Annotated in this window: 25 protein-coding genes and 1 pseudogene; 13 read left to right on the top strand and 13 right to left on the bottom strand. The window is 71.5% G+C overall.

The genetic code is table 11. From position 1 onward, the window contains the following. The first annotated feature begins 46 nt into the window (after positions 1-46). Entirely contained in the window at positions 47-1,225 is a 1,179-nt protein-coding gene (locus ACZ7M7_RS18250) for a 4-hydroxybenzoate 3-monooxygenase (RefSeq protein ID WP_472117812.1), read from the top strand. A 31-nt stretch (positions 1,226-1,256) separates the two neighbouring features. Next, a complete protein-coding gene (locus tag ACZ7M7_RS18245) occupies positions 1,257-2,693 on the top strand; it encodes a benzaldehyde dehydrogenase (RefSeq protein WP_472117809.1) in 1,437 nt (478 codons plus the stop codon). Between the two features lie 9 nt (positions 2,694-2,702). On the opposite strand, the pseudogene trxA reads toward ACZ7M7_RS18245, so the two are convergent. Continuing rightward, positions 2,703-3,095 (bottom strand): annotated as a pseudogene (trxA, locus tag ACZ7M7_RS18240) (thioredoxin); the annotation flags it as partial. A 114-nt stretch (positions 3,096-3,209) separates the two neighbouring features. Between trxA and ACZ7M7_RS18235 the strand changes: the two are divergent. After that, positions 3,210-4,643, top strand: coding sequence for a dihydrolipoyl dehydrogenase family protein (locus ACZ7M7_RS18235; protein ID WP_383612804.1), 1,434 nt, complete (start codon positions 3,210-3,212; stop codon positions 4,641-4,643). A 5-nt stretch (positions 4,644-4,648) separates the two neighbouring features. Here ACZ7M7_RS18235 and ACZ7M7_RS18230 read toward each other — a convergent pair whose 3' ends face one another. Next, a complete protein-coding gene (locus ACZ7M7_RS18230; RefSeq protein ID WP_472117806.1) occupies positions 4,649-5,296 on the bottom strand; it encodes a peptide deformylase in 648 nt (215 codons plus the stop codon). Positions 5,297-5,457: 161 nt separating this feature from the next. Here ACZ7M7_RS18230 and ACZ7M7_RS18225 point away from each other — a divergent pair, with 161 nt between their 5' ends. Next, positions 5,458-6,858 carry a PepSY-associated TM helix domain-containing protein gene (locus ACZ7M7_RS18225; protein ID WP_472117803.1) on the top strand — a complete coding sequence of 467 codons (1,401 nt, stop codon included), beginning with the start codon at positions 5,458-5,460 and terminating at the stop codon, positions 6,856-6,858. Between the two features lie 109 nt (positions 6,859-6,967). Here ACZ7M7_RS18225 and ACZ7M7_RS18220 read toward each other — a convergent pair whose 3' ends face one another. The 3 genes from ACZ7M7_RS18220 to ACZ7M7_RS18210 form a co-directional block, all read right to left on the bottom strand. Continuing rightward, positions 6,968-7,315 carry a tetratricopeptide repeat protein gene (locus tag ACZ7M7_RS18220; protein WP_472117800.1) on the bottom strand — a complete coding sequence of 116 codons (348 nt, stop codon included), beginning with the start codon at positions 7,313-7,315 and terminating at the stop codon, positions 6,968-6,970. A 73-nt stretch (positions 7,316-7,388) separates the two neighbouring features. Beyond that, the gene (locus ACZ7M7_RS18215; protein WP_383632544.1) at positions 7,389-7,835 is read right to left on the bottom strand and encodes a MarR family transcriptional regulator; all 447 of its coding nucleotides are present in this window, start codon (positions 7,833-7,835) and stop codon (positions 7,389-7,391) included. Further along, positions 7,832-8,323 (bottom strand): MarR family winged helix-turn-helix transcriptional regulator, encoded by a 492-nt coding sequence (locus ACZ7M7_RS18210; RefSeq protein WP_472117797.1) that lies wholly within the window; start codon positions 8,321-8,323, stop codon positions 7,832-7,834. Before ACZ7M7_RS18210 ends, ACZ7M7_RS18215 begins: the two co-directional genes overlap by 4 nt. Positions 8,324-8,436: 113 nt before the next feature. Here ACZ7M7_RS18210 and ACZ7M7_RS18205 point away from each other — a divergent pair, with 113 nt between their 5' ends. Continuing rightward, positions 8,437-9,402, top strand: a complete 966-nt coding sequence (locus ACZ7M7_RS18205; protein WP_472117794.1) for a pirin family protein — start codon at positions 8,437-8,439, stop codon at positions 9,400-9,402. A gap of 28 nt (positions 9,403-9,430) precedes the next feature. On the opposite strand, the gene ACZ7M7_RS18200 is transcribed toward ACZ7M7_RS18205, so the two are convergent. The 5 genes from ACZ7M7_RS18200 to ACZ7M7_RS18180 all read right to left on the bottom strand — a co-directional run bounded on the left by ACZ7M7_RS18200 (position 9,431) and on the right by ACZ7M7_RS18180 (position 13,729). Beyond that, complete coding sequence (locus tag ACZ7M7_RS18200; protein ID WP_472117792.1) at positions 9,431-10,192, bottom strand: TIGR03943 family putative permease subunit; 762 nt, start codon at positions 10,190-10,192, stop codon at positions 9,431-9,433. Continuing rightward, on the bottom strand, positions 10,189-11,127 hold the full coding sequence (locus tag ACZ7M7_RS18195; protein WP_427845222.1) for a permease: 939 nt from the start codon (positions 11,125-11,127) through the stop codon (positions 10,189-10,191). The genes ACZ7M7_RS18200 and ACZ7M7_RS18195 overlap by 4 nt, the downstream gene beginning before the upstream one ends. 237 nt (positions 11,128-11,364) lie before the next feature. Continuing rightward, positions 11,365-12,399 (bottom strand): CU044_5270 family protein, encoded by a 1,035-nt coding sequence (locus tag ACZ7M7_RS18190; RefSeq protein ID WP_472117788.1) that lies wholly within the window; start codon positions 12,397-12,399, stop codon positions 11,365-11,367. Beyond that, positions 12,396-13,112, bottom strand: a complete 717-nt coding sequence (locus tag ACZ7M7_RS18185; protein ID WP_383632533.1) for an RNA polymerase sigma factor — start codon at positions 13,110-13,112, stop codon at positions 12,396-12,398. Before ACZ7M7_RS18185 ends, ACZ7M7_RS18190 begins: the two co-directional genes overlap by 4 nt. 92 nt (positions 13,113-13,204) lie before the next feature. Further along, positions 13,205-13,729, bottom strand: a complete 525-nt coding sequence (locus ACZ7M7_RS18180; protein ID WP_472117785.1) for a GtrA domain-containing protein — start codon at positions 13,727-13,729, stop codon at positions 13,205-13,207. A gap of 364 nt (positions 13,730-14,093) precedes the next feature. Between ACZ7M7_RS18180 and ACZ7M7_RS18175 the strand changes: the two genes are divergently transcribed. The 4 genes from ACZ7M7_RS18175 (at position 14,094) to ACZ7M7_RS18160 (ending at position 17,501) form a co-directional block, all read left to right on the top strand. After that, complete coding sequence (locus tag ACZ7M7_RS18175) at positions 14,094-14,618, top strand: hypothetical protein (protein WP_383612835.1); 525 nt, start codon at positions 14,094-14,096, stop codon at positions 14,616-14,618. Between the two features lie 123 nt (positions 14,619-14,741). Further along, positions 14,742-15,590 (top strand): DUF4097 family beta strand repeat-containing protein, encoded by an 849-nt coding sequence (locus tag ACZ7M7_RS18170; protein ID WP_451168739.1) that lies wholly within the window; start codon positions 14,742-14,744, stop codon positions 15,588-15,590. Positions 15,591-15,696: 106 nt separating this feature from the next. After that, positions 15,697-16,716, top strand: a complete 1,020-nt coding sequence (locus tag ACZ7M7_RS18165; protein ID WP_472117782.1) for an ATP-binding cassette domain-containing protein — start codon at positions 15,697-15,699, stop codon at positions 16,714-16,716. After that, entirely contained in the window at positions 16,713-17,501 is a 789-nt protein-coding gene (locus ACZ7M7_RS18160) for an ABC transporter permease (RefSeq protein WP_383601251.1), read from the top strand. Before ACZ7M7_RS18165 ends, ACZ7M7_RS18160 begins: the two co-directional genes overlap by 4 nt. A gap of 111 nt (positions 17,502-17,612) precedes the next feature. Here the strand turns inward: ACZ7M7_RS18160 and ACZ7M7_RS18155 are convergent, their stop codons facing one another. Then, on the bottom strand, positions 17,613-18,821 hold the full coding sequence (locus tag ACZ7M7_RS18155) for a DUF2235 domain-containing protein (protein ID WP_472117779.1): 1,209 nt from the start codon (positions 18,819-18,821) through the stop codon (positions 17,613-17,615). Between the two features lie 144 nt (positions 18,822-18,965). On the opposite strand from ACZ7M7_RS18155, the gene ACZ7M7_RS18150 reads away from it, so the two are divergent. Further along, positions 18,966-20,120: an FUSC family protein gene (locus tag ACZ7M7_RS18150; protein ID WP_472117776.1), complete on the top strand. Its 1,155-nt coding sequence runs from the start codon at positions 18,966-18,968 to the stop codon at positions 20,118-20,120. A gap of 51 nt (positions 20,121-20,171) precedes the next feature. On the opposite strand, the gene ACZ7M7_RS18145 is transcribed toward ACZ7M7_RS18150, so the two are convergent. Further along, a complete protein-coding gene (locus tag ACZ7M7_RS18145; RefSeq protein WP_472117772.1) occupies positions 20,172-20,393 on the bottom strand; it encodes a hypothetical protein in 222 nt (73 codons plus the stop codon). An 11-nt stretch (positions 20,394-20,404) separates the two neighbouring features. Between ACZ7M7_RS18145 and ACZ7M7_RS18140 the strand changes: the two genes are divergently transcribed. After that, positions 20,405-20,527: a hypothetical protein gene (locus tag ACZ7M7_RS18140; RefSeq protein ID WP_472117769.1), complete on the top strand. Its 123-nt coding sequence runs from the start codon at positions 20,405-20,407 to the stop codon at positions 20,525-20,527. Positions 20,528-20,725: 198 nt separating this feature from the next. On the opposite strand, the gene ACZ7M7_RS18135 is transcribed toward ACZ7M7_RS18140, so the two are convergent. Next, positions 20,726-21,718, bottom strand: coding sequence for a mannose-binding protein (locus ACZ7M7_RS18135; RefSeq protein WP_472117766.1), 993 nt, complete (start codon positions 21,716-21,718; stop codon positions 20,726-20,728). Between the two features lie 544 nt (positions 21,719-22,262). On the opposite strand from ACZ7M7_RS18135, the gene ACZ7M7_RS18130 reads away from it, so the two are divergent. Further along, entirely contained in the window at positions 22,263-23,090 is an 828-nt protein-coding gene (locus ACZ7M7_RS18130) for a type VII secretion system-associated protein (RefSeq protein ID WP_472118043.1), read from the top strand. After that, complete coding sequence (locus tag ACZ7M7_RS18125) at positions 23,087-24,283, top strand: ricin-type beta-trefoil lectin domain protein (RefSeq protein ID WP_472117764.1); 1,197 nt, start codon at positions 23,087-23,089, stop codon at positions 24,281-24,283. The genes ACZ7M7_RS18130 and ACZ7M7_RS18125 overlap by 4 nt, the downstream gene beginning before the upstream one ends. The last annotated feature ends 85 nt before the right edge of the window (positions 24,284-24,368 follow it).

Genomic DNA, 24,368 nt, shown 5'->3' with positions numbered 1-24,368 from the left:
CAGCCGGCGTCCGGCCGACGTACCGTCGAAGCCAGGGAGGCGTGGAATGCGCACGACGGTCGGCATCATCGGCGGCGGCCCCGCCGGGCTCCTCCTCGCCCGCCTGCTGCACCGCGCGGGAATCGACTGCGTGGTCCTGGAGAGCAGGACGCGCGAGTACGTCGAGCAGCGCCAGCGGGCCGGAATGCTGGAGCAGGGCACGGTCCACGCGCTGCACGAGGCCGGCGCCGCCGAGCGGCTGGACGCGGAGGGCCTGGTGCACCAGGGCATCGAGCTGCGCTTCGACCGGGAACGCCACCACCTCGACTTCCCGGCCCTCACCGGCGGCCGTACGGTGACGATCTACGCCCAGACCGAGATCGTGAAGGACCTCGTCGCGCTCCAACTCGCCGACGGACCACCGCTGTTGTTCGAGGCCGAGGCGCTCGCCGTCGAGAAGCCGGAGAGCGACACGCCCGTCGTACGGTTTCTGCACGAGGGCCGCGAACAGCTGCTGACCTGCGACTGGGTCGCCGGCTGCGACGGCTTCCACGGCATCTCCCGGGGCGCCTTCCCGGCCGGGATCAGTAACTCGTTCGCGCGCGACTACCCGTACTCCTGGCTCGGCATCATGGCCGAAGTGCCGCCGTCCGGCGACGAGTTGATCTACGCGCGGGGTGAACGCGGCTTCGCGCTGCACAGCATGCGCTCCTCGTCCGTCTCCCGGCTCTACCTCCAGGTCCCGGTCGGCACCGATCCCGACGACTGGCCCGACGGCCGCATCTGGGACGAACTCGCCGCCCGCTTCGCGATCGACGCCGACTGGACCCTGAACCGCGGGCCCATCACCGCCAAGTCCATGACGCCGATGCGCAGTTACGTCCACGAACCGATGCGCCACGGGCGGCTCCTGCTCGCCGGGGACGCCGCCCACATCGTCCCGCCGACGGGCGCCAAGGGACTCAACCTCGCCGTGTCGGACATACGGGTCCTGGCCCGCGCCCTCATCGACCTGCACCGCACAGGGAACACACAACTCCTCGACAGCTACTCCGAGTTGTGTCTTCAACGGGTGTGGCAGGCGACCCGTTTCTCCGACGACATGACTAGGATGTTGCACGCTCAACCAGACGGGGATGCGTTCGACCACCGGATGCAACTCGCACGTCTGCGCCGGATCACCGCATCCCGTCACGCTGCCGCCGAACTGGCGGCGAACTACTCGGGACTTCCGCTCCCCCAGTGAGTCCCGCCGGTGATCGAACGGAGAGTCGCACATGCCGTTGCTCGACCCCAAGGCCTGGCAGTCCCGCCCCCTGTCGGGAGACGAGTACACCGTCACCGAGCCCGCCACCGGCGACACGCTCGGCACCGTATCCCTGGCCACCGCCGAGGACGTCGCCACGGCCGCCGAGGCCGCCCGCGCCGCGCAGGCCCAGTGGGCCCGCGTCCCGCACTTCGTGCGCGCCGGGGTGCTGCGCAAGGCCGGTGACCTGTTCGCCGCACACGCCGACGAGCTGCGCGAATGGCTGGTCCGCGAGTCCGGGTCGATACCCGGCAAGGCCGACTTCGAGCTGCACGTCGCCGCCCAGGAGTGCTACGAGGCCGCCGCACTCGCCTCCCGGCCGGCCGGGCACGTCCTGCCCAGCGAGGCGCCCCGCCTGTCGTACACGCGCCGGGTTCCCGCGGGTGTCGTCGGCGTGATCGCGCCGTTCAACGCCCCGCTGATCCTGTCCATCCGCTCCGTCGCCCCGGCCCTCGCGCTCGGCAACGCGGTCGTGCTGAAGCCGGACCCGCGCACGGCGGTCTGCGGCGGGCTCTCACTCGCCGCGATCTTCGAGGAGGCCGGTCTGCCCGAGGGGCTGCTGCACATCCTGCCGGGCGCCGCGGAGGTGGGCCAGGCGCTGGTCGCCGACCCGCGGGTGCCCGTCATCTCCTTCACCGGGTCCACGGCCGCGGGCCGGGCTGTCGGCGAGGCCGCCGGGCGCCATCTCAAGCGCGTCCACCTGGAACTGGGCGGCAACTCCGCCCTGATCGTGCTGGAGGACGCCGACCTCGACGCGGTGATCTCCACCGCCGCCTGGGGTTCCTTCTTCCACCAGGGCCAGATCTGCATGACGACCGGCCGCCACCTGGTCCACCAGTCCTTGTACGAGGAGTACGTCGAGCGCCTGGCGGCCAAGGCCGACGCCCTCGCCGTGGGCGACCCGCACCGCGCCGAGGTCCACCTCGGCCCGCTCATCGACTCGGGGCAACTGGGGAAGGTGCACGGTCTGGTCGAGGCCAGCACGTCCCGGGGGGCCAAGCTCGCCGCGGGCGGCAGCCACGAGCGGCTGTTCTACCGGCCGACGGTGCTCGCCGGCGTCGACGACGCGACCCCCGCGTACACCGAGGAGGTCTTCGGACCCGTCGCGCCGGTGCGCCCCTTCACCACCGCCGACGAGGCCGCCGCCCTCGCCGCGGCGAGCTCCTACGGCCTCTCCCTGGGCATCGTCACCAGGGACGCCACCCGGGGCCTCGACCTGGCCGAGCGCATCCCGACCGGCATCGTGCACATCAACGACCAGACCGTGAACGACGAGGCCGTCGCGCCCTTCGGCGGCATCGCCGCCTCCGGCACCGGCGCCCGGTTCGGCGGCGAGGCCAACCTGGACGCGTTCACCGACGTGCGCTGGACGACGGTGCGTGGTGACGTGGCGGCGTACCCCTTCTAGAGCAGGGCGTCACTGGCTCTTCTGGTCGGCCTGCTCCTGCTGGTCGGCGACGGCCTTGTGGACCTCGTCCATGTCGAGCTTGCGGGCCTGCCCGATGACGTCCGCCAGGGCGGCCTCGGGCAGGGCACCCGGCTGCGCGAACACGGCGACACGGTCACGGACGATCATCAGCGTCGGGATCGACTGGATACCGAAGGCGGCGGCAAGCTCCGGCTGCGCCTCGGTGTCGACCTTGCCGAACACAAGGTCCGGGTTCTCCTCGGCGGCCTTCTCGTAAACGGGGGCGAACTGACGGCACGGCCCGCACCAGGACGCCCAGAAGTCGATCAGGACGAACTCGTTGTCCGTGACCGTCTCATCGAAGTTCTCCTTGGTGAGCTCCACGGTGCTGCTCATGGCGTTTTCCCTCTTCCTGGTGTCGGGGCGGTGCCGTCGGCGTCAACATGACCGTACGGCCGCGTATTCCGCGCGCGTACCCGTGTGGCCACTGCGCACACCACCCGTAAGACTGACCACATGACGGAAACGGATTCCAACGTGTACGACGTCGTGGTGGTCGGAGCCGGACCGGTGGGGGAGAACGTGGCCGACCGCACCCGTGCGGCCGGTCTGACCACCGCGGTGGTGGAGAGCGAGCTGGTGGGCGGGGAGTGCTCGTACTGGGCGTGCATGCCCAGCAAGGCGCTGCTGCGCCCGGTCATCGCCCAGGCGGACGCCCGCCGCCTGCCCGGCCTCAGTCACTCGGTACAGGGCCCCCTTGACGCGGCTGCCGTCCTTGCCCGGCGCAACGAGTTCACCGGCGACTGGAACGACGACGGCCAGGTCCAATGGCTGTCCGGCATCGGCGTTGACTTCCACCGGGGCCACGGCCGCCTCACCGGACCCCGCACGGTGGAGGTGACCGGGCCCGACGGCGCACGCCACGTGCTGACCGCCCGGCACGCCGTCGCCCTGTGCACCGGCACCCGCGCCATGCTCCCGAACCTGCCCGGACTCGCCGAGGTCAAGCCGTGGACCAGCCGCGAGGCCACCAGCGCCCAGTCCGTGCCCGGCCGGCTGGTCGTGGTCGGCGGGGGAGTGGTCGCCACCGAGATGGCCACCGCCTATCAGGCCCTCGGCTCAAGCGTCACGCTCCTCGTGCGCGGCAAGGGCCTGCTCAACCGCATGGAGCCGTTCGCCGGCGAGATGGTCGCCGAGGCGCTCACCGAGGCGGGCGTCGACGTCCGCACCGGCACGTCCGTCGAGTCGGTGACCCGTGAGAACGGCACCGTCGTGGTCGTCACCGACCGCGGCGGCCGTATCGAGGCCGACGAGATCCTCTTCGCGACCGGACGCGCCCCGCGCACCGACGACCTCGGCCTCGACACCGTCGGCCTGACGCCGGGTTCCTGGCTGGAGGTCGACGACAGCCTGCGCGTCACCGGCAGCGAGTGGCTCTACGCGGTGGGCGACATCAACCACCGTGCCCTCCTCACCCATCAGGGCAAGTACCAGGCCCGCATCGCGGGCGCGGCCATCGCCGCCCGCGCCTCCGGAGTCCCGCTCCTGGAATCCGACCCGTGGGGCGCCCACTCCGCCACCGCCGACCACGCCGCCGTCCCCCAGGTCGTCTTCACCGACCCCGAGGCCGGCTCCGTGGGCCTCTCCCTGGCCGAAGCGGAACAGGCCGGTCACCGCGTCCGCGCCGTCGACTACGACCTCGCCTCGGTCGCGGGGGCGTCGGTGTACGCCGAGGGCTACCGGGGCCGCGCCCGCATGGTCGTCGACCTGGAGCGCGAGATCCTGCTCGGCGTCACGTTCGTCGGCCCCGGCGTCGGCGAGCTCATCCACTCGGCGACGATCGCGGTCGTCGGGCAGGTGCCGATCAGCAGGCTGTGGCACGCGGTTCCGTCGTATCCGACGATCAGCGAGGTGTGGCTGCGGCTGCTGGAGTCGTACCGGGACAACTGACGTACTCAGTGGGGCAGTTCGAAGCCGAGAGCCCGCGCCGCCTCGACCGGGGCGGGCTGGGCCCAGTGCTCGGCCATCGCCTGGTTCGAGGAGAGTGAGCGCAGCTCGGCCCGGTCCAGGTAGAGCACGCCGTCGAGGTGGTCCGTCTCGTGCTGCACGATACGGGCGGGCCACCCCGTGAACACCTCGTCGACCGCGTGCCCGTGCTCGTCCTCGCCGGTCAGCCGCACCTCGGCCGGCCGGGCCACCACCGCCTGATAGCCCGGCACGCTCAGACAGCCCTCGAAGAACGCGGCACGCTCGCCGCCGACGGGTTCGTACGACGGGTTCACCAGCACCCGGAACGGCTGCGGCACCCGCCCGCGCACCAGCCGCACGTCCTCCGGCACCGGCGCCGGGTCCTCGATCACCGCGATCCGCAGCCCCACCCCGACCTGCGGCGCGGCGACTCCGACACCCGGCGCCGCATGCATGGTGACCCGCAGCGCCTCGACGAAGCGGGACAGCAGCGCCGGGTCCAGCTGGCCGTCGAAGCGCTCGGTGGGACGCCGTAGCACCGGGGCGCCGGCCGCCATGATGGGCAACGGTCCCTCGGTGGCCAGGAGTTGCTCGACCTGCTCGGCCAAGGGTGCGCGCTCGTTCGGAAGTGCCATCGCGCCAGCATGCCACGGCACCCGCGGCACTCCCCGACTCCCTTGTGACGCACGCCACTTAATACGCCCGGAACTCGACGGCCCCTTCGTCCGACTACTGGACCACAGCAGCACAGAAGGAAACGTCCCCACTCCCCGTCCCACCCCCGGAGAAGCCGCCGATGTCCACCGCTCCCGCCACCACCACGGAGGAGGCGACGCAGCCCGACGCCCCGGCGTCGCCGCCCCGCAGATGGGCACCGCTGCGCCCGCTGATCCTGCGTCTGCACTTCTACGCCGGAGTGCTCATCGCACCGTTCCTGCTCGTCGCCGCCGCCACCGGCTTCCTGTACGCCGGAGCGTTCCAGGCCGAGAAGCTCGTGTACGCCCACGAGATGTACGTCCCGGTCGGCGACGCGAAGCTGCCGATATCCGAGCAGGTCGCCGCCGCGCGCAAGGCCCACCCCGAGGGCACGGTCTCGGCGATACGGCCCTCCCCGGCCGACGACGAGTCGACCAGGGTCATGCTGTCCGGCGTCAACGGCGTCGACGCCGAGCACACGATGGCCGTGTTCGTCGACCCGTACACCGCAGAGGTGCGCGGCGCCCTCGAACAGTACGGCTCGACCGGTGCGCTGCCCCTGCGCACCTGGATCGACGAGTTCCATCGCGACCTGCACCTCGGTGAGACCGGCCGCTACTACAGCGAGCTCGCCGCCAGCTGGCTCTGGGTCATCGCGGCCGGCGGCCTGGCGCTGTGGTTCTCCCGCCGCCGCGCCCTGCGCAAGGTGCGGGGCACCAGCGGGCGCCGCCGCACGCTCGGCCTGCACGGCACCGTCGGTGTCTGGGCCGCGATCGGGTTCTTCTTCCTCTCGGCGACCGGCCTCACCTGGTCGGCCTACGCCGGCGCCAACATCGACGAACTGCGCACCTCCCTCGGCCATGCCACGCCGTCCATCTCGGCGACGGCAGGCGGCGAACACGGGGGCCACGGCGGCGCCGCCGGCACGGGCGGCAGCGGCGAGCACGGCGTCGGCCTCGACAAGGTCCTGGCGTCCGCCCGCGCCGAGGGCCTGAGCGATCCCGTGGAGATCGTGCCGCCCGCCGACGACTCGTCCGCGTACGTGGTACGGCAGGTGCAGCGCAGCTGGCCGACGAAGGGGGACTCGGTCGCCATCGACCCGGCCGGCGGTGAGGTCGTCGACGTGCTGAGGTTCGCCGAATACCCGGTGCTCGCCAAGCTGACCCGCTGGGGCATCGACCTGCACACCGGCGTCCTGTTCGGTCTGGTCAACCAGATCGCCCTCATGGCGCTCACGCTCTCGCTGATCCTGCTGATCGTGTGGGGCTACCGCATGTGGTGGCAGCGCGGCCGCGGCTCGGCGTTCGGCCGGCCGATCCCGCGCGGCGCCTGGCAGCAGGTGCCCCCGCAGATCCTGGTCCCGCTGGTGGCGGTCGTCGCCGTGGTCGGCTACTTCGTGCCGCTGCTCGGCATCTCGCTGGCGGCGTTCGTCGTCGTGGACGTCGTCCTCGGCGAGGTGGCCCATCGGCGGGCGAAGCGGGAGCCCGCGGAAGTGAACTAGGCGGGCGGGAAACCGGCCGCGAGAGCCGACGGACGAGACGAGGGGCCCGGTTCCGAGATGAACCGGGCCCCTCGTGTCGATGCCGGCAGGAGCTGCTGCTCGACCCTGCTCAGAGCTGCTCGAAGTCACCCGCGAGCGCCGAGGCGAGGCGCAGATGCGGCTCCGCCTCCTCGTCCCGGCCCTGCCGTTGCAGGGTGCGGCCCAGCATCAGCCGGGCGTAGTGCTCGACCGGGTCGCGCTCGACGACGATCCGCAACTCGCTCTCTGCGCGCCGCAGTTGGGCCGAGTGGTAGTAGGCGCGTGCCAGCAGCAGCCGGGGTCCGGTCTGCTCCGGTCCCTCCTCGACCAGCCTGCGCAGGACGCGGGCCGCGGCCGCGTAGTCCTTGGCGTCGAAGAACATCCGCGCACGCTCCCAGCGCTCGGCCGGTGCTCCGTGGTCGTAGTACGTCGTGTCCACTCGTGACCTCCTTCGAGGCCGTCAACCGAGTGCGGTGGTTCAATATTCCACTACTTCAGGCCGGGTGCGGGGACTAGCGGTTCATGGCGGCGAGCTCGGCGTCGGCCCGCTCGGTGATGAGGGTCAGCACTCGTCCGGCGGCGGCCAGGTCCTCCGTGGGGATGTCGGCGTAGACCCGGGCGGAGATGGGGGCGGTCTCGGCGGAGGTCCGCTCGTACAACTCCCGTCCGGCGTCCGTGATCCGCACCTGGGACGGCTCCTGCGGGGCCACCAGCTGGGCGGCGATCAGCTCGTCGACCACGGAGTGGGCCTCCGCGGCGTCGATCTTCAGTGCGCCGACGACGCCGTCGACGAGGTGGTCGCGCTCGACCGGGCCGTCGGCGACGTTGACCAAACGGAGGGTGACGGACTGCTGGAACGTCGCGCCATGGCGGGCCAGTACACGCTCGAGAAGCGCCCGGCTCGCGTAGTGGGCCAGAGCTATGACTCGGGGGTCGAGCAGGGGAGTGGTGGTGGTCATGACTGCTCCTTGTCGGACTCACTGTCTGGGGCAAGCGGGTCAAGAGGTGCGTCGAGCAGGACCGCGAGGTCACGGGTGAACTCCCGCGCCCGCGCGCTGTCCAGGCCGCCGAGGGGTGCCAGCAACTGCTGCAGGAGCCCGTGCACGACCTCGATCGCCTGCCGGGTCCGCTCCCGGCCCTGTTCGGTCAGCGCCAGCTGTACCGCGCGCGGGTCGCGGGGGTCCCGGGTGCGTTCGAGGAGGCCGGCGCTCTCCAGGGCGCGCGCCAGCTTGGACACGTACAGCGGCTCGAGTCCGGTGTGGTCGGCCAGGCGCCGCTGGCTCGGGCGCTCCCCCTGGCGCTGCATGCCGTGCAGCGAGGCCACCAGCGCGTACTGCGCGTGGGTGAGCCCCAGCGGGGCCACGGCCCGGTCGACCGCGACCCGCCACTTCGTGGACAGGCGCCACACCAGGAAACCGGGCGTGGCCTTCTCGGAACCCTTGCTCATGACCAGTACAGTACATGGCTACTATGTCCATGGCTACTATTTTCTCAACGGCATCCGGACAGCGCAGGGTGACGGACTGACGTGATGGCCCGGACAGGGCTAGTTTGGGCGCCATGAGCAATCTTGATCGCGAGTCGGTGCCCGCCATCTGCGGCGGCCGCGGTTTTGTCGTGGCAGAGCCCGTACGCGAACTCCTCAGCCCTCGCCGCGTCAAGCTCGGCGAATCCACCGAAGTCCGCCGCCTGCTGCCCAACCTGGGCCGGCGCATGGTCGGCGCCTGGTGCTTCGTCGATCACTACGGTCCCGACGACATCGCCGACGAGCCCGGCATGCAGGTGCCGCCGCACCCGCACATGGGTCTGCAGACGGTGAGCTGGCTGCACGAGGGCGAGGTGCTGCACCGGGACTCCACGGGCAGCCTGCAGACGATCCACCCGCGCGAGCTGGGCCTGATGACCTCCGGGCGGGCGATCAGCCACTCCGAGGAGAGCCCCAAGTCGCACGCCCGCCTCCTGCACGGCGCCCAGCTCTGGGTCGCCCTCCCGGACGGCCACCGCCACACCGACCCGCACTTCGAACACCACGCCGACCTGCCGGTCGTCACGGCGCCGGGCCTGCGGGCCACGCTGATCCTCGGCGGCCTCGACGGCGCGGCCTCGCCCGGCACGACGTACACCCCGATCGTCGGCGCCGACCTCACCCTGTCGCGCGGCGCGGACGTACGCCTCCCGCTGGAGCCGGACTTCGAGTACGCCGTCCTGTCCATGTCCGGCGAGGCGCACGTGGACGGCGTCCCGGTGCTGCCCGGCTCCATGCTCTACCTCGGCTGCGGCCGCACCGAACTCCCGCTGCGCGCCGAGTCGGACGCCGGCCTGATGCTCCTCGGCGGCGAGCCGTTCGAGGAGGAGCTGATCATGTTCTGGAACTGGATCGGGCGGTCGCAGGAGGAGATCGAACAGGCCCGCGCGGACTGGATGACCGGTACCCGGTTCGGTGAGGTGAAGGGGTACGACGGGGATCCGCTGCCCGCTCCCGAGTTGCCGCCGGTGGCGCTGAAGCCGCGGGGGAGGGTTCGCTGACCTGCGGGGCGGCACAACCCGGTGCCGTTCACCTGGTGGTGGGCAGCGGAAGGGCATCCGTGTACGCGTTCACCGGCCGGGCGACCTCCGTCACGGTACGGGCGTCGAGCGCGACCGGTGCGGAGTTCGTACCCAGGGTCCCGCCGCCGTGCCAGGTTCCCGTGACGGACACCCAGGTGTCGGCGGGCAGGTCCCGGGCCCCATGGACCCGTACCTTGACGGACTGGGCGTCTGCCGCGCAGCAACTGAGAATGAGCCGTGTCAGGTACCAGCCGTCGCCCTCCGAGCCGGGCGTGACGAAACCGGTCAACAGGACGCTGCGTCCCTCGATGCCCTGCTCGCGGTCCTGCCGCACGCGGCCGGTGAACTCGGTGAGGGTCAGGGGGACCGGCGAGGTGGCGGGCAGCGGATCGAAGTGGTCCCGCTCCTCCACCGCCTTGGAGGGTTCGCGGGAGGCGGTGTACGAGCCGAGGGCCGGAGGGGCGTAGAAGAGCAGGCTCAGGGCCGGGAGGAGCAGCAACCAGGCGACGCGGGGCACGGAGGCGTGGCTGTGCCCGTGCCCGTCGCCGTCGTGATCTTCATCGGCTTCTCCGGCCCCGTCGCCCCTGCCGCGCCTCCAGTACGACACCGTCTCCGCCGCCGCCAGCAGGAGCAGGATGGCCCCCGACGCGATCAGAAGCGGCCGCATTCCCTCCTTGACGTACCTGAGGTACACGTCGGTGAAGAGCGAGGCATGCAGCACGCCGAGGCCGCTCAGGAAGAGCAGGGACACCTGGAACAGTGGTCTCACAGCAGCACTTCTCCGATCAGCACGCTGCACAGGATCGCCACGACGGTCGTGGCGGCGGAGAAACGGACCGCGAAGGCCCGGCCGAACGTGCCCGACTGAAGGGCGATCAGTTTCAAGTCGACCATTGGCCCGACCACCATGAACGCCAAGCGCGCGAGAGGCGAGAAGCCGGTCAGGGAAGCCGCCACGAACGCGTCGGCCTCGGAGCACACCGAGAGCAGGATGGCGAGCCCGGCCAGGAACACCACGGACAGCCAGACGGAACCGGAGAACGCCTCGAGTACCGAGCGCGGCACCGCCACGTTGAAGGTGGCCGCCGCCATGGCGCCGAGGACCAGAAAGCCGCCCGCGTGCAGGAAGTCGTGCTGGAAACCGCGCCGGAACTCCGTCCAGCGGCTGTGCCCCGGCCGGTGCCCGGAGTGCCGTACGGCGGGCCGCAGCCATTCCTCGCGGCCGAACCGGAGCCACAGCCAGCCCATCACGGTGGCGGTGGCGAGCGAGGCGAGCAGCCGGGCCAGCACCATGGCGGGGTTGCCGGGGAAGGCGATGGCCGTGGCGGTCAGTACCACCGGGTTGACCGCGGGGGCCGACAGCAGGAACGCGAAGGCGGCGGCCGGGGTGACGCCCCGACCGATCAGACTGTTCGCCACCGGTACCGACGCACACTCGCAGCCGGGCAGGACGACTCCGGCGGCGCCGGCGACCGGGACGGCGAGCGCGGGCCGCTTCGGCAGTACCCGGCTGAACACCCGCGCCGGGACGAACGCGCTGATGGCGCCGGACAGGGCCGTGCCCAGCAACAGGAACGGCAACGCCTGCACGGTGACGGCGAGACACACCGTCCGCCATGCCTGTACGGCCGGTGTCTGCAACCACCCGCCGCTCAGGAAGAGCACCACGTCGAGAAGGATGACCGCCCCGACCAGCAGGAGCATCCCGGACCGGAGCCGTTCCCGTATCGGACTCTCGTCGTCCGTCTCGGTGACCGCCTCCGTCTCGGTCTCCTCGGTCCGTTGTTCTGTTCTCTGCACGCCCGCCCCGCATGTCTGATGCCGAATGCCGGGTCGAACATAGCGGGCGCACCGCAGCGACACAGGCCTCCCCCCGCAGCCGTGGCACGCGAGCTGGGCGTCCAGGGCGTCCGCCGGAGCGGACGCCCTGTCACGGCTGACTCAGGATGAGCTGACCGGTGCCTCGCCCGTCTCGTCGGCGACGCCGATGTCCAGGAGCGCGATTTTGGTCGTTCCGAGGTAGACGAGGCTGGAGGAGTCGAAGACCCAGGTGGAACCCTCGGGGGCGTCCTCGAACGTGAGGCCGACACCCTTCCGCCCCGCGGCGTCCTTGACGTGCTCCACCACCTGCGCGCCCGGGAGCTTGGCCATGGCACGGTAGAGCGCGGCGCTCAGATCGGGCAGCAGGGTGGCGTTGTCGATGATGGCTCCGATGTTCTGAAGTGCGATTTCCAGGCGGCGGTTCGGTGGCATCCGGGTGTCGTCGCTGTAGAGCCGCTTCAGCAGCGCGTCGGGATCGGTGGGCAGGGCCTGAAGCTGCCGGAAGGTCAGGTAGCCGGCGCCGTACATGGCCATGGTCATCTCCTTGGAGGGGTCGTCCACCGCGACGCCCCTCCTCAGCCCCGACCGCTTGCCGTCCACGGAATCCCACTGCTCGCTTCGGACGGCTCCCTTGTACTGCTCCGACTCGCCGGTCCCCTTGCGCTTCGCAAGCTCCGCGGGATCGTTGAACTGGACACCCAACTCGGCGGCCGATCCCTGGGACTTGGTGTAGATGTACTGGTCGTCACGGACCGTTGCCGCGGGACGATTGGCGGCCGCCAGGGCTATCCGGTCCAGCAACTGCGTGGCGCTCCCGTGGTCGCCCGCGGTGGTACCCGCGGCAGGGGCACCGGACTTGTCGTCGTCCGCGCTGTCGACCGCCATCACGCCCAGGCTCACGGCGACGGCCAGTGCCAGCGGCGCCGCGACGAGAACGAGGCGCCGCCTGAGGCGTCGAGGTGCGGAGGGCGCAGGGGGCGTGTCGGTCGCACCCGTCCGCTCGTGGGCGGTCTGCTCGGTGATGTGCTCCATCAAGGATTCTCTCAGGACGCGGTGGCGGTCCTGCGCGAGTGCCGGGCGGCCCGGTGCGGGCAGCATCTCGGCCAGGTCCCGGTGGTCGGCGGGCTGATCGCGTCGTCGCGGGTTGGTGTTCATCGCTTCTCCTGCGTGGACCGAGCCGCCTGGTGGCGGCCACCCGGTATCTGTCCGTCCGCGGCCGGGCGTTGCCTTCCACGCTGCCCGGGACCGCCTCGCCTGCCGCCGACACCGCCGCTGCCGCCATCGCCGCCCATGACGTTCAGGCCGCCGGTGCCGTCCGCCCCGCCGTCGAGTTCGAGCTCGGTGAGCTTGCGCAGGCGTTTCCTCGCGCGCGAGAGCCGGGCCCGCACGGTGCCGACGGCGACCCCGAGGGCCTCGGCCACCGTGGCGGCGTCCAGGCCCTCCCATACGCACAGCGTGAACACCTCGCGTTCCCCGCGGCGCATGGTGCTCAACGCCTTCCGTGCGGCGGCCAGTTCCTCCGCGTCGAGCAGTCGCTGTGCCACCTCGTCGGCGACATCCGGCACAGGGTCGGGGGGCGGGACTCTGATGAGCGCCGCCTGGTGTCTTCGTGCCGCCCGCGCCATATTGCGCGTGACGTTGGTCGCTATCCCCAGCAGCCACGGGCGCAGGCTGTCATCACCGGGAAGCACCCGCTCGCGCAGCCGCCATGCCTCCAGAAAGGTCAGCGACACGGCGTCATCGGCCATGACCCAGTTGCCGGTCATCCGCACGGCGTGCCGGTAGACCACCGAAGCGTGCTCGTCGAAGAGTTGTCTGAACGCATCCGGATCTCCGGCCCGCACACGGGCGCGCAGTGAAATCTCCACACTCCTGCCTGTCCGCTGCGCCGACCACGTTGCGGTGATCCGGGTCACAGCATGGCCGAACCGGCCTCGCCACCGCCCCAGTATCGGGCAGGTCAGGCGGCGCAGCAGAGCACCGCAGGGTCGGTCGTGGCCGAGGCGCGAGCCACGGTCGCCTGCACCGGGCGGGCGGTGCAGGCGGTGGCTGCGGCCTGCGAACGGTTCCGCGCGAAGACGACGAGACGGAGCACCGCGAACCGTGCGACGCCGGCGAGCGCGGAGGCGGACAGGTAGACGACCTGCTCGAGCATCGCACCGGGGGCCGCCACCAGCTGGTGCAGCACAAGCATCGCCACGCAGGTCACCGCGTACGCGGCCGCCGCGGACCCGGCCGACTGCACATGCTGACGCCAGGTGGCGCGCCCGCCCGCGCCGAAGGTGAAGCGGGCGTGCAGTTCGGTGGCCAGGAGCGTGGAGACCACGGTGACCAGAGCGTTGGCGAAGGCCCAGGGGAGCCAGGAGGCGAGGGCCGCCACGGCGAAGCTGGACGCGACCCCCACTCCGCCGCCGCAGAACACGAAGCGGGCGAAGGCGGTGAAGGCGCTGGGTGCCGCTTGCTGCCGGCTCTGTGCTGTCTCCATGGTCCGACCCCTTTTGACTCACGTCGCGAAACGCGCATCCCTCGGCTGCTAGGCCGACAGGTGCCCCCTGTGGTGCCATGATGGCACACCTATGGCGCCATGTGGAGTCAATTTATGGCGCCGTCGGTGATGTCGGCGGTGTCACGGTGGGTGCGATCCATCTGCCGTGCCGAGGGGCATGGGCTTTGAGTGGGTCACGTGGTGCCAGTGGTTGCGCCAGGCAGGCGCGACGCCAGGTGGTGCCGTGTCGGCCGGTCTGGATGCCCGCGTGTTTGCGCAGGTCGCGGTCGGCGAATCGGCTCGGTCCGCATTCGTTCCCCTCGTGGACTTGCGCATGGCGCCATAGTGGTGCCATCGTGGCGGCATGGACCTCACCCCGTATGTCGACACCCTCCGCCGCGAACTCGCGGTGGCTGCCGAAGCCGGCGGCGACGAAGCCCGGGAGCTGGCCGCGAGGCTCACCGCTCCCCTGGAGTCGGCGACCCGGCTGACCATGCTCAACGTGCTCTCCGCCGCGATGGACGAGATCACCCGCGAACTCGCCCCCGGCTCGGTCGACGTACGGCTGCGCGGGCTCGACCCCGACTTCGTGGTGACGCCGCCGCCCACCTACGGCGACGCCCCCGCGGAACCGGCCGCGCCCGTCGAACCGTTCAAGGCCGCGGCGCCGACATCGACCGACGTCGACGAGGGAGGCACCGCTCGCGTGAACCTGCGTCTGCCGGCCCACCTCAAGGCCCGCGCCGAGGAGGCCGCCGGTAGGGAGGGTCTCTCGGTCAATGCGTGGCTGGTGCGCGCCGTGTCGGCGGCGGTCGACGGCGGAACCCGGCCGCGTACGCCGGAGAAGACCAAGACCGTCGGGCAGAGCTTCACGGGCTGGGTGCGCTGACCGCGCCCCGCCCGCACCGATTCGCTCGCACTGCTTCACCCGCACCGCCCAACCCGAACCACTTCACCCACACCGCGTCCCACCAGCGGGGACGGCCCAAGGACTCATGAGGACGGGACAGCCATGCCTTCTTTCGACACTCCCGAAGCGATCTCGGTCACCGCGCGTGTGGAGGCCGGTTCCATCCAGTTCGTCGCGAGCGACCGCCTCGACACCGTCGTGGAGGTGCAGCCCCGCGACCCGAAGAGGGAGCCGGACGTGCGGACCGCCGACCACACCGAGGTCACGTACGTGAGCGGCGTACTGACCCTCAGGACTCCCAAGGCCAATCTCTTCGGCCTGGGTCGCACCGGCGTGGTCGACGTGACCGTCGAACTGCCCGCGGGTTCCCACGTCGACATGACCGGCGCCTGGGCCCAGGTGCTCGGTGCGGGCCGGCTCGGCGAGGTCCGTGTGAAGACCTCGGTCGGCGACATCCGCCTCGACACGACCGGCCCGGTGAAGCTCACCGCGTCGCACGGCTCGATCACCGTGGACCGGGTCGAGGGCATGGCCGAGATCACCAGCAGCACCGGCAACGTGCGCGTCGGCACCGTCGATGGCCCTGCCGTCCTGAAGAACTCGCACGGCACCACGACCGTCGGCGCCGTCACCGGCGAACTGCGGCTGAGCGGCGCCAACGGCGGCATCGACGTCGCGCGCGCCGAGGCATCGGTCACCGGCACCGCGACCAACGGCTACCTGCGCGTCGCCGAAGTCGCCCGCGGTGAAGTCCAGTTGGAGACCTCCAACGGCGTCATCGAGATCGGTATCCGCGAGGGCACCGCCGCCTGGCTCGACGTCAGCTCCAACCGCGGGCAGGTACGCAACGCGCTCGCCGAGTCCGAGGCGCCGGAGCAGACCGGGGACACGGTCAGGGTCCACGCGCGGACCAACTGGGGCAACATCGACATCCGCCGCGCGAAGGTCTGAGCGCCGCATCCCAACCGGCCCTGTCTGAAGCTCACTTCAGCCGGACATCAGGCTTCGCGTCAGCCGTCACATCAGCCATCACATCAGCCTTCAAACGGAGGGCCCCATGCCTTCATCTGTCATGCCCACGTCCAGGACCGTCGACGGTCAAGCGTCGGCCGCCGCCGTCTCCGCCGTCGGTCTGCGCAAGTCCTACGGCGACAAGCTCGTACTCGACGGCATCGATCTGCGGATCCCGGTCGGGTCCGTGTTCGCGCTGCTCGGTCCGAACGGGGCCGGTAAGACCACCGCCGTGAAGATCCTGTCCACCCTCATCACCGCCGACGGCGGACAGGCCCGGGTCGCGGGTCACGACCTCGCCGCCGACCCGCAGGCCGTACGTGCCGCGATCGGCGTCACCGGGCAGTTCTCCGCCGTCGACGGCCTGATCACCGGCGAGGAGAACATGCTCCTCATGGCGGACCTGCACCACCTGTCCAAGCGCGAAGGACGGCGCGTCGCCGCCGAGTTGCTGGAACGCTTCGACCTCACCGAGGCCGCGAAGAAGCCCGCCTCCACCTACTCCGGCGGCATGAAGCGGCGCCTGGACATCGCCATGACCCTGGTCGGCAACCCGCGGATCATCTTCCTCGACGAGCCGACCACCGGCCTCGACCCACGCTCCCGGCACAACATGTGGCAGATCATCCGCGCACTCGTCTCCGGCGGGGTCACCGTCTTCCTCACCACGCAGTACCTGGAGGAGGCCGACGAACTCGCCGACCGTATCGCCGTGCTCAACGACGGGAAGATCGCCGCCGAGGGCACCGCCGAAGAGCTCAAGCGGCTCATCCCCGGCGGACACATCCGGCTCCGCTTCACCGACCCCGCCACCTACCAGCACGCCGCCACCGCACTGCGGGAAGCCACCCGAAACGACGAGGCCCTCGCCCTGCAGATCCCCAGCGACGGCAGCCAGCGCGAGCTGCGCTCCATCCTCGACTGGCTCGACGCCGCCGGCATCGAAGCCGACGAACTCACCGTCCACACCCCCGACCTCGACGACGTCTTCTTCGCCCTGACCAGCGGCACCGCCATCCCCAACCAGCCCAACCAGCCCAACCAATCCAAGGAGAACGTCCGATGAGCTCCCTCTCCCTCGCCGTACGCGACTCGTCGACGATGCTGCGCCGCAACCTCCTGCACGCCCGGCGCTACCCCTCCCTCACCCTGAACCTGCTGCTCACGCCGATCATGATGTTGCTGCTCTTCGTCTACATCTTCGGCGATGTGATGAGCGCCGGCATCAGCGGCGGTGCCGACCGCTCCGCATACATCGCGTATCTCACTCCGGGCCTGGTGCTGATGACCATCGGCAGCACCACGATCGGCACCGCGGTGTCCGTCTCCAATGACATGACCGAGGGCATCATCGCCCGTTTCCGCACGATGGCCATCCACCGCGGCTCCGTGATCATCGGACACGTCATCGGGAGCGTGCTGCAGTCGATCATCAGCGTGGTCCTTGTCGGCGCCGTCGCCGTGGCCATCGGCTTCCGCTCCACCGACGCCACCGTCCTGGAATGGCTCGCGGCGTTCGGACTGCTGGTGCTCTTCGCCACGGCGCTCACCTGGATCGCGGTCGGCATGGGCCTGATCAGCCCGAACGCCGAAGCGGCGAGCAACAACGCCTTGCCGCTGATCTTCCTGCCGCTCATCTCCAGCACCTTCGTGCCCATCAACGCCATGCCGGGCTGGTTCCAGCCGGTCGCCGAGTACCAGCCGTTCACCCCGGCCATCGAGACGCTGCGTGGGCTGCTGCTCGGCAGCGAGATCGGCCACAACGGATGGCTGGCCGTGGCCTGGTGCCTGGGCCTCGCGGTGCTCGGCTACTTCTGGTCGACCTCGAAGTTCAACGACGACCCGAAGTAGGGAGAAGCCGCTCGCGGGCCGCGGCCGGCAACTCCTCTCGCTCCAGGGCGGCGTACTCCGACACAGCGTCGGGGTACGCCGTACCTGTCGTTGCGGGAGATGGCCGCGAGGTCACGGGGCACGGTCGAGGCCGCCCGGCGCATCGGCCGTCGTCCCCGGGCCGGACGACGCGGCCGGCAGGGGCGGTAGGCCCGTGGCGAGGTCCGGGAGGAGGACGGGCTCCAGGCGGATGCGGTCCTGGGCGGCCAGGCGGCGCTCCAACTGCGGGGGCCGGTAGCTCGTGTCCCGGTCGTAGCGTTCCTTGGCGGGCACCGACAGGAACTCGTTGCCGTCGGGCACGCCCTCGGTGTCGACCGCTTCTCCGATCGGCCGGTGCCAGGGCTTGGCCAGCCGGTACAGTCCCGTCCGTGAGTTGTGCAGGTCGCCCACGGCGTCCGGCCGTACCCGGAAGTCGATGCTCTGCTCGGGCTTCATCACCCTGGGCCCGGCGGCGCTGAGCGCGTCGGTGTCGAACTGCAGCCCATATCGGCGGGCTTGATCGACCATCCACAGCAGGGGGATGTCCGACAGCCCCGTCTCCTTGTAGCCGCCTCCGACATCGCAGTGCACCCCGGAGAACCAGACCTGCTTGAGCTCCTGGCCCTGCTCGGCTGCACCCGGCTGCTGGTGCCACAGCGCCGGCTGGAACGCGGAACGCCGCTCGTCGATGGCCAGCGCGTGGAAGGCCGCCCCGACCCAACTGCTCAACTCGGTGTTGTGGAACGCCCAGCGGCGGTTGAACCGGTGGGCAGCGGGCTGGAGCCACGAAGCGCCGGGATCGGGGATGCCGAGGCTGCCGACCGTGTCCCACACCCCGATGAAACGGATCTCCGACTCGCGCGCGTACGAGCGGCGGAACAACGTGGCTGCCGCGCCGTTCGGTTGCTCGATACGGTCTCGGTACAGGGCCCAGGCTTCCGGGATCCGGTCGGCGTGCTCCGGGCGAAGGATGCCGCCGTTGCGCACCAGTCCCGCGAGGCTGCGAGCGGTGAACGCGCCCCGGCTGAAGCCGAAGAGGAAGAGTTCGTCGTCGGGCTCGTACGTCTCCACGAGGAACCGGTAGGCGTCGACGACGTTCCGGGACAGACCCACGCCGAACGCGCCCCCGCGCAACCGCTCCCGCCGTCGCGTGCCCACACCGCTGTGGTAGTGGACACGCTGCTCCTTCCCGGCGGTGAACCCCGGGAGCACGGACAGGGCGACCTTGGCGACGTTGGTCTTGCTCGGTTGGTCGGCGAAGTTCCATGTGCCGTCACAGCAGACGACCAGACGCTTGGCCATGACCATCCCTCCTCGCGAGAGCGCGGAGCGGCGCACAGCACCACTTCCAGGTTCCCACCACTCGAGGGGTCGCGCCACGTGACAGAGGCTCGCGCGACGGGACGTACGTGAATTCATCCCGGTCGGCGAGGGCACTTGGCCTGCATGCACGGCATGCGAGGAAGGGCGCTGGGCGTACGGCCCCGTGTCAGGGCCGCGGTGGAAGCGGTTCGGCGGGTGTTTGCGGAGCCGGGGCGTGAGCGGGATCTGGCGATGCAGGCGGCCAAGGCTGCGCCGGCGGCGTGTGTGGCGTGGGCGGTGGCGGGCTGGTGGCTGCAGGCGCCGATGGCGTTCATCGCGCCGTGGGTGGCGATCGTGCTGGTGGAGTCGACGGTGTACCGGTCGATCGCGCACGGGCTGCAGCAGCTGGCGGCCATCGCCACGGGAACGGTGGTGGCCACCTGCGTAGCCCTGCTCCTGGACTCCCCGATGGCGGCCATGGCGCTGGTGCTGCCGGCCGTCGTGCTGCTGGGTAACTGGCGGCGCCTGGGCAGCCAGGGCGTCTACGCGGCCACGGGTGCCCTCTTCGTACTGACAGGTGGGCCGATCACGATCACCTCGTCGGCGGCACGGATCGCGGAGGCGGTCTTCGGCGCGTTCGTCGGTATCGCCGTCAACGCGCTGATCCGGCCTCCGGTGTATCTGCGCAGTACCCGTGCCGCGCTGGAGGACGCGGCCGGCGAGGCGCAGGAGATCCTGGAAATCGTGGCCGACCGGCTGGCCGCCGACGAGTGGGGCTCCCACGCGGCCGGTTCGCTGCACGAGCGTGCGCTGCGCCTCTGGTGCCTGGTGGACCAGGCACACGCGGCCGTCGGCTGGAGCCGGGAGAGCCTGCGCGTCAATCCCCGCCGCCGCAGCCGCCTCGTCTCACAGCCGGGCCAGGACTACGACGACGCGGTCACCGTCCTCGACTACGTCGCCGTCCACACCGCGGGCGTCACCCGGGCCGTGCTGGAGTCCTCCGGTGACGATCGCAAGGGTTGGCGACCGGGCCCGCACGCCGCGAGGCCGTACGCGGACTTCCTGCACAGCAGCTCCCGCGCCATCGGGCTCTACACCCGCAGCCGGTTCGCCCCCGGCGGGCAGGACCAAAAGGCCGAGCAGCAGCTCCGTGAGGTGGTCGAGGACCTGAACCGCGCCTTGGACGATCTACGGCAACGGCTGCTCGGCGCGGCCCCCGACGACCCCGACACCCTGGCGACGTACGGCACGCTCCTCACCCAGGCCCACCGCCTGGCCCACCAACTGGTCGGGCACTGACGGTGGGCGGGGACGGAGGCGACTACGGCCGGCCTGGGCGGCGCACCCCGGCTACTTCCGCCAGGCCCAGTGCATGCAGTCCAGGCCCCTTGGGTTGTTCAGCTCCAGACTGAGGCTGGTGCCCGTGCCCTGGAGGGTGGTGAGGGAGCAGGTGTCGCCGTTGCGCAGGCCGGGCCAGTGGACCGAACCCAGGCCCAGTTCCCGGACCGCGTCGGTCGCGGCCCGGATGTGGGCGAACCTCGCTGAAGCCGTCGACCGGGCCGTTGTAGTCAAGGCCGGAGGTCATGGTCGCGCCGAACTCGTCGAGCACGGTGCGCGCGGCGCAGTCGCCGATCCGCTCCTTGAAGTCCTGCTTCCAGCCGTCGGTCGTGGACGGACCCGAGGGCACGACCGCGTCGTCGGCGTAGTTGTCGCGCGGGTCGGCCCAGTTGACCCCGCGGAAGTCGCTGACGGGCGGCGGCGGGATGTGGCGTGCGGCGGACGCGGGGGAGGCGAGGGCATCGCCGAGCATCGTGACACCGGCCAGCAACGCCCCCGCGCCGACCCTCACGCCGACCCCGCCACGGGCTGCGCGACGGACCCTCCAAGCCCGTCGCGCGCGGGCGTCAGGTCGACCAGACCACGCTGCCGTTGTGCACGATGACGACCTTGGCGTCGGCCCGCAGGACCAGCTGGGCGCCCTCGCGGCCCCAGGTCTGGGAGGCCCAGATAGGGCGGTCCTCGGCGTTGTGGATGACCAGGTTGCCGTCCGGCTGGAAGATCGCCCGGTGGTTCTGGCCGAAGGTCATGGATGCCCAGATGGGCTTGCTCTGCTCGTTGTAGACGACGAGGTTGCCATCGGTCTGCATGACCATCCGGATGCGGTTGGTGGTCCAGGCCTGGTTGACCTCCAGGACGCTGGTCGCGAAGACGCTCTCGGTGCTCCAGTTCGGCTGCGGGCTCGCCTTCGGCTTCGGCTTCGGTTTCGCGGGAGCGCTGGTCCTGCTCGGCTCCGGGGAGGGCGCGACGGGCGGGGGAGCGACGACCTTCGCAGGCTCGCTCTGCTTCGGCTTCGCCTTCTTCGGGGACGGACTGGGCTTCTCGGCCACGTAGTCGTCAAGCGCGGCGGGGGCGGAGTTCGGGTTCAGGACGGTGTCGGAACCCGCGGCCGGGCCCTTGGAATCGCCGGGCCCGTCGTCCTTCGCGCTGCCGGCCAGCAGCAGCGGTACGGCGATGAGGACCGCGCCGGCTATCGCGGCACCCGCCAGGACCGGCTTGCGGGGGCGTCCGCCGCGGACGCCGGTGTCGGTCCTGGTGCCCGGGGGCGTCGTCCCGACTGCCGCGGCGACCGCGACGCGCTCCTCGGGCGCCTCCGTCGTGCCGGCTGCAGCCGCCGTCGCTCCTGCGGGCGGGGTAGCGGCTTCGGCGGTCTCGTCCGCGGGCGGCGCGGTGGCGGTGGTCGCACCGGTCGGGGTGGTGCCGGACTCCGCCTCGGGGGCTCCGGCCGTGCTCGGTGCCGCCTCGTCCGGTGCGGAGGGCGTGGGCGGTAACCCGGCCTCCCCTTCGCGGGCGGCGGCCGCCTCCGCGTTCGCGCCGGGGGTCTGCTGCTGGGGGGACATGCGGTACTCCTCCTCGGTGGCGGAGCTGTCGGTGGTGTGCAGGGCCCGCGCGACGGCCGGCTGGACGAACGCCCGGAAGCCCGGCGGGTGTTGGTCGGGTGCCGCGCCGGGACCAACCGGTTCGCCCGGTCCCGGGAGCCGAGTTCCACAAGACCCCGCCGCGGTGGCGGCCGCAGGCCGGTCCGACGCCCTTCCGAGCTGCGCGCGGTCTTCCCGTACGGCCCCGGCCCGGACGTCCGGCCGGAAGGCGCCGTATGCCGACCGGACCGATGGCGTGCCCCAACTTAGCCTGTACCGGGGGCGATCAGCCGCCCCACCCGCCCCAACTCTCCCGTCGCTTTGTCCGCCCACGCCTCCCTGCTCCCGGAACGTCCCCCGACCGGGCAGCAAACGGGCGCGCGGGCGCCCGATACGGACCTTGCCCGAACCGCCACGGACGAGCCTCGTGTGGCATCCTGTTGGCGCCCCGAGTTGATCAGTGTCGGCGCGCGTCCATGCCGTTCGACACTCAAGTATTCGTAGGGACACAAGAGTTCAGGTGGAGATGCGGCCCGGACAGCGGCAGGAGGGCGGGCGCGACGCCCGGCCCGTGGTGCCCGACGGCTCCGGTGCCACCGCCGCTTCGGAGTCACCCGGCGCCGACTCGGTCGAAGCCACCGACACCCCGGAGATACCCGAGGCCGTGCAGGCCGCCGCCCGCCGGGCGCCGGGGCACTGGATCGGCGTGGTGGACCCCGAGTGGACCGATGAGCGGCCGCCGCCCGAGTGGGCGGTGCTGGGGGAGTGGCAGTCGGACGAGAGCGGGAGCGTGGGGGGCTACCGCGCCAACCCGGCGTACCGGCCCTCCGCCCGAGTCCTCGGCTGGCCCGAGCCCACCGACCCGGTGGACGCCGCGGCACAGCGGGCCGCCACCGGCTACGGCTCGGTGGACGAGGCCCTCGCGGCGCTCGCCGAAGCGGACATCACGGTGGTGCGCGGACCGGACGGCGGGCCGCTCACGGCCGCCGGGCGGGACGGGGCGCCCGTGGTGCTGTTGTTCACCTCACCGGCGCACGAGTTCATGTCCACGGCACTTCGGCATGACACGCTCCCCGCCCGGGAGTTGGCCCGTTCCCTGACCGGTTCGGGCACCTTGCTGATGGTCAACGCCGGGGCCGCGGCCCCCTTGCTCGTCCCGGCGGACCGTCTCCTCGGCCCCGAACGAGGGCCGGGTGCCGAGGGCGCGCCCGCGGCGGACGCAGCGGCGGAGGAGGGCTACGGCGCCCGCTCCGGCCCGGCGGACCGTGCCGGTCCCGTGACCGCGGTCCCCTCCGCAGCCCGCACCGACAACTCCCCTGAACCCTGGCCCCACATCACAGGGAGGACCCCGTGACGCGTCCGGTCCAGCACACCCCCACCTCCCCGCGGTCGGAGTCCGGCTCCGACGGCGAGGAGACGGCCGCGACCGCCGCCATCGCCGTGGCCGCCTCAGCCACCGAGCCCGCGCCCGAGCCCCAACCCGAGCCCGCAGAGGCGAAGGCCGGGACCGAGGCCGAAGCCAAGGCTGCCGAGGCGGAGGAAACGACCGTAGAGAGCAGGGCCACCGAGACCGGGGCCGAGGCGGGGACCAACCCTGAGGGCGGGGCCGACTCCGGCAGCCGGTCCGAGTCCGAGGCCGAAACCGACCCCGGTGCCGCGGCGGCGGCCAAGAGCCGGCTGCCCGCACTCGTACGGACCATGACCGCGACCGCCATCGACCGGCCGCAGCAGGAGGCCGGCCAGGTCGGGCGGCCGGGCAGGGCGGCGCTGGCCGGGGCCGCGGTCGCCGGGGCGCTGCTCGTGTCGGTGCCGTTCCTGGTACTCGCCGGCGGCGACGACAAGGACAACAAGACGGCCCCGGCGGGAGGAACCGTACTCGGCGGCGGTTCGCCGGAGGCACCGGGCGACTTCGTGGTGACCAAGCCCGACGCCAGTGCCTCGGGCGACGGCAAGAAGGAGTCCGCCAAGCCCGACAAGCCGGTGAAGGAAGCTCCCGCGGGCGCCCCGGCGCAGAACTCGGGCAAGGACACGTCGAAGCAGGACGCCGGCCGGAAGGACAGTCCCCAGGGGGACGCGGGCGAGAAGGACCCCGAGAAGACCGGCGGAGGGAGCAAGTCCGGCGGCGACGACAAGCCCGCCAACACCGGTTCGGGCGTCACGTTCAGTGCCCCGGTCTCGCTGCGCAGCCATCTCTCCGGCCGCTGCATCGACGTACCGAACGCCGAGTTCGGCGACGGCAAGAAGCTGTTCGTGTGGGACTGCAACAACGGTCCCGCGCAGCGGTGGCAGTTCGCCTCCGACGGCACCGTCCGCATCAACGGTCTGTGCCTGGACGTGGCCAACGCGAACTACAACGACGGCACTCCCATCCAGATCGCCTTGTGCAGCGGCAACGCCGCCCAGAAGTTCGTCCTGAACGAGCGGCACGACCTGGTCAACACCGTCGTCGGCAAGTGCGTCGACATCAAGGACAACAACCGGGGCAACGGGGCCTGGCTGCAACTGTGGACCTGCGCCGGCACCGACAACCAGAAGTGGAGCGTCTGACCGGACGCCCGCAGGCCGAGAACACCGCTCTCGGCATCCGTCGCCCCGAAGCCGGGGCATGATGGCACGGTCGGCCCGCCGACAC

This window comes from Streptomyces sp. NPDC111606, from assembly GCF_055656945.1.
Note: the sequence above shows the minus strand (reverse complement) of the source record. Positions and strands in the feature narration are given on the sequence as shown.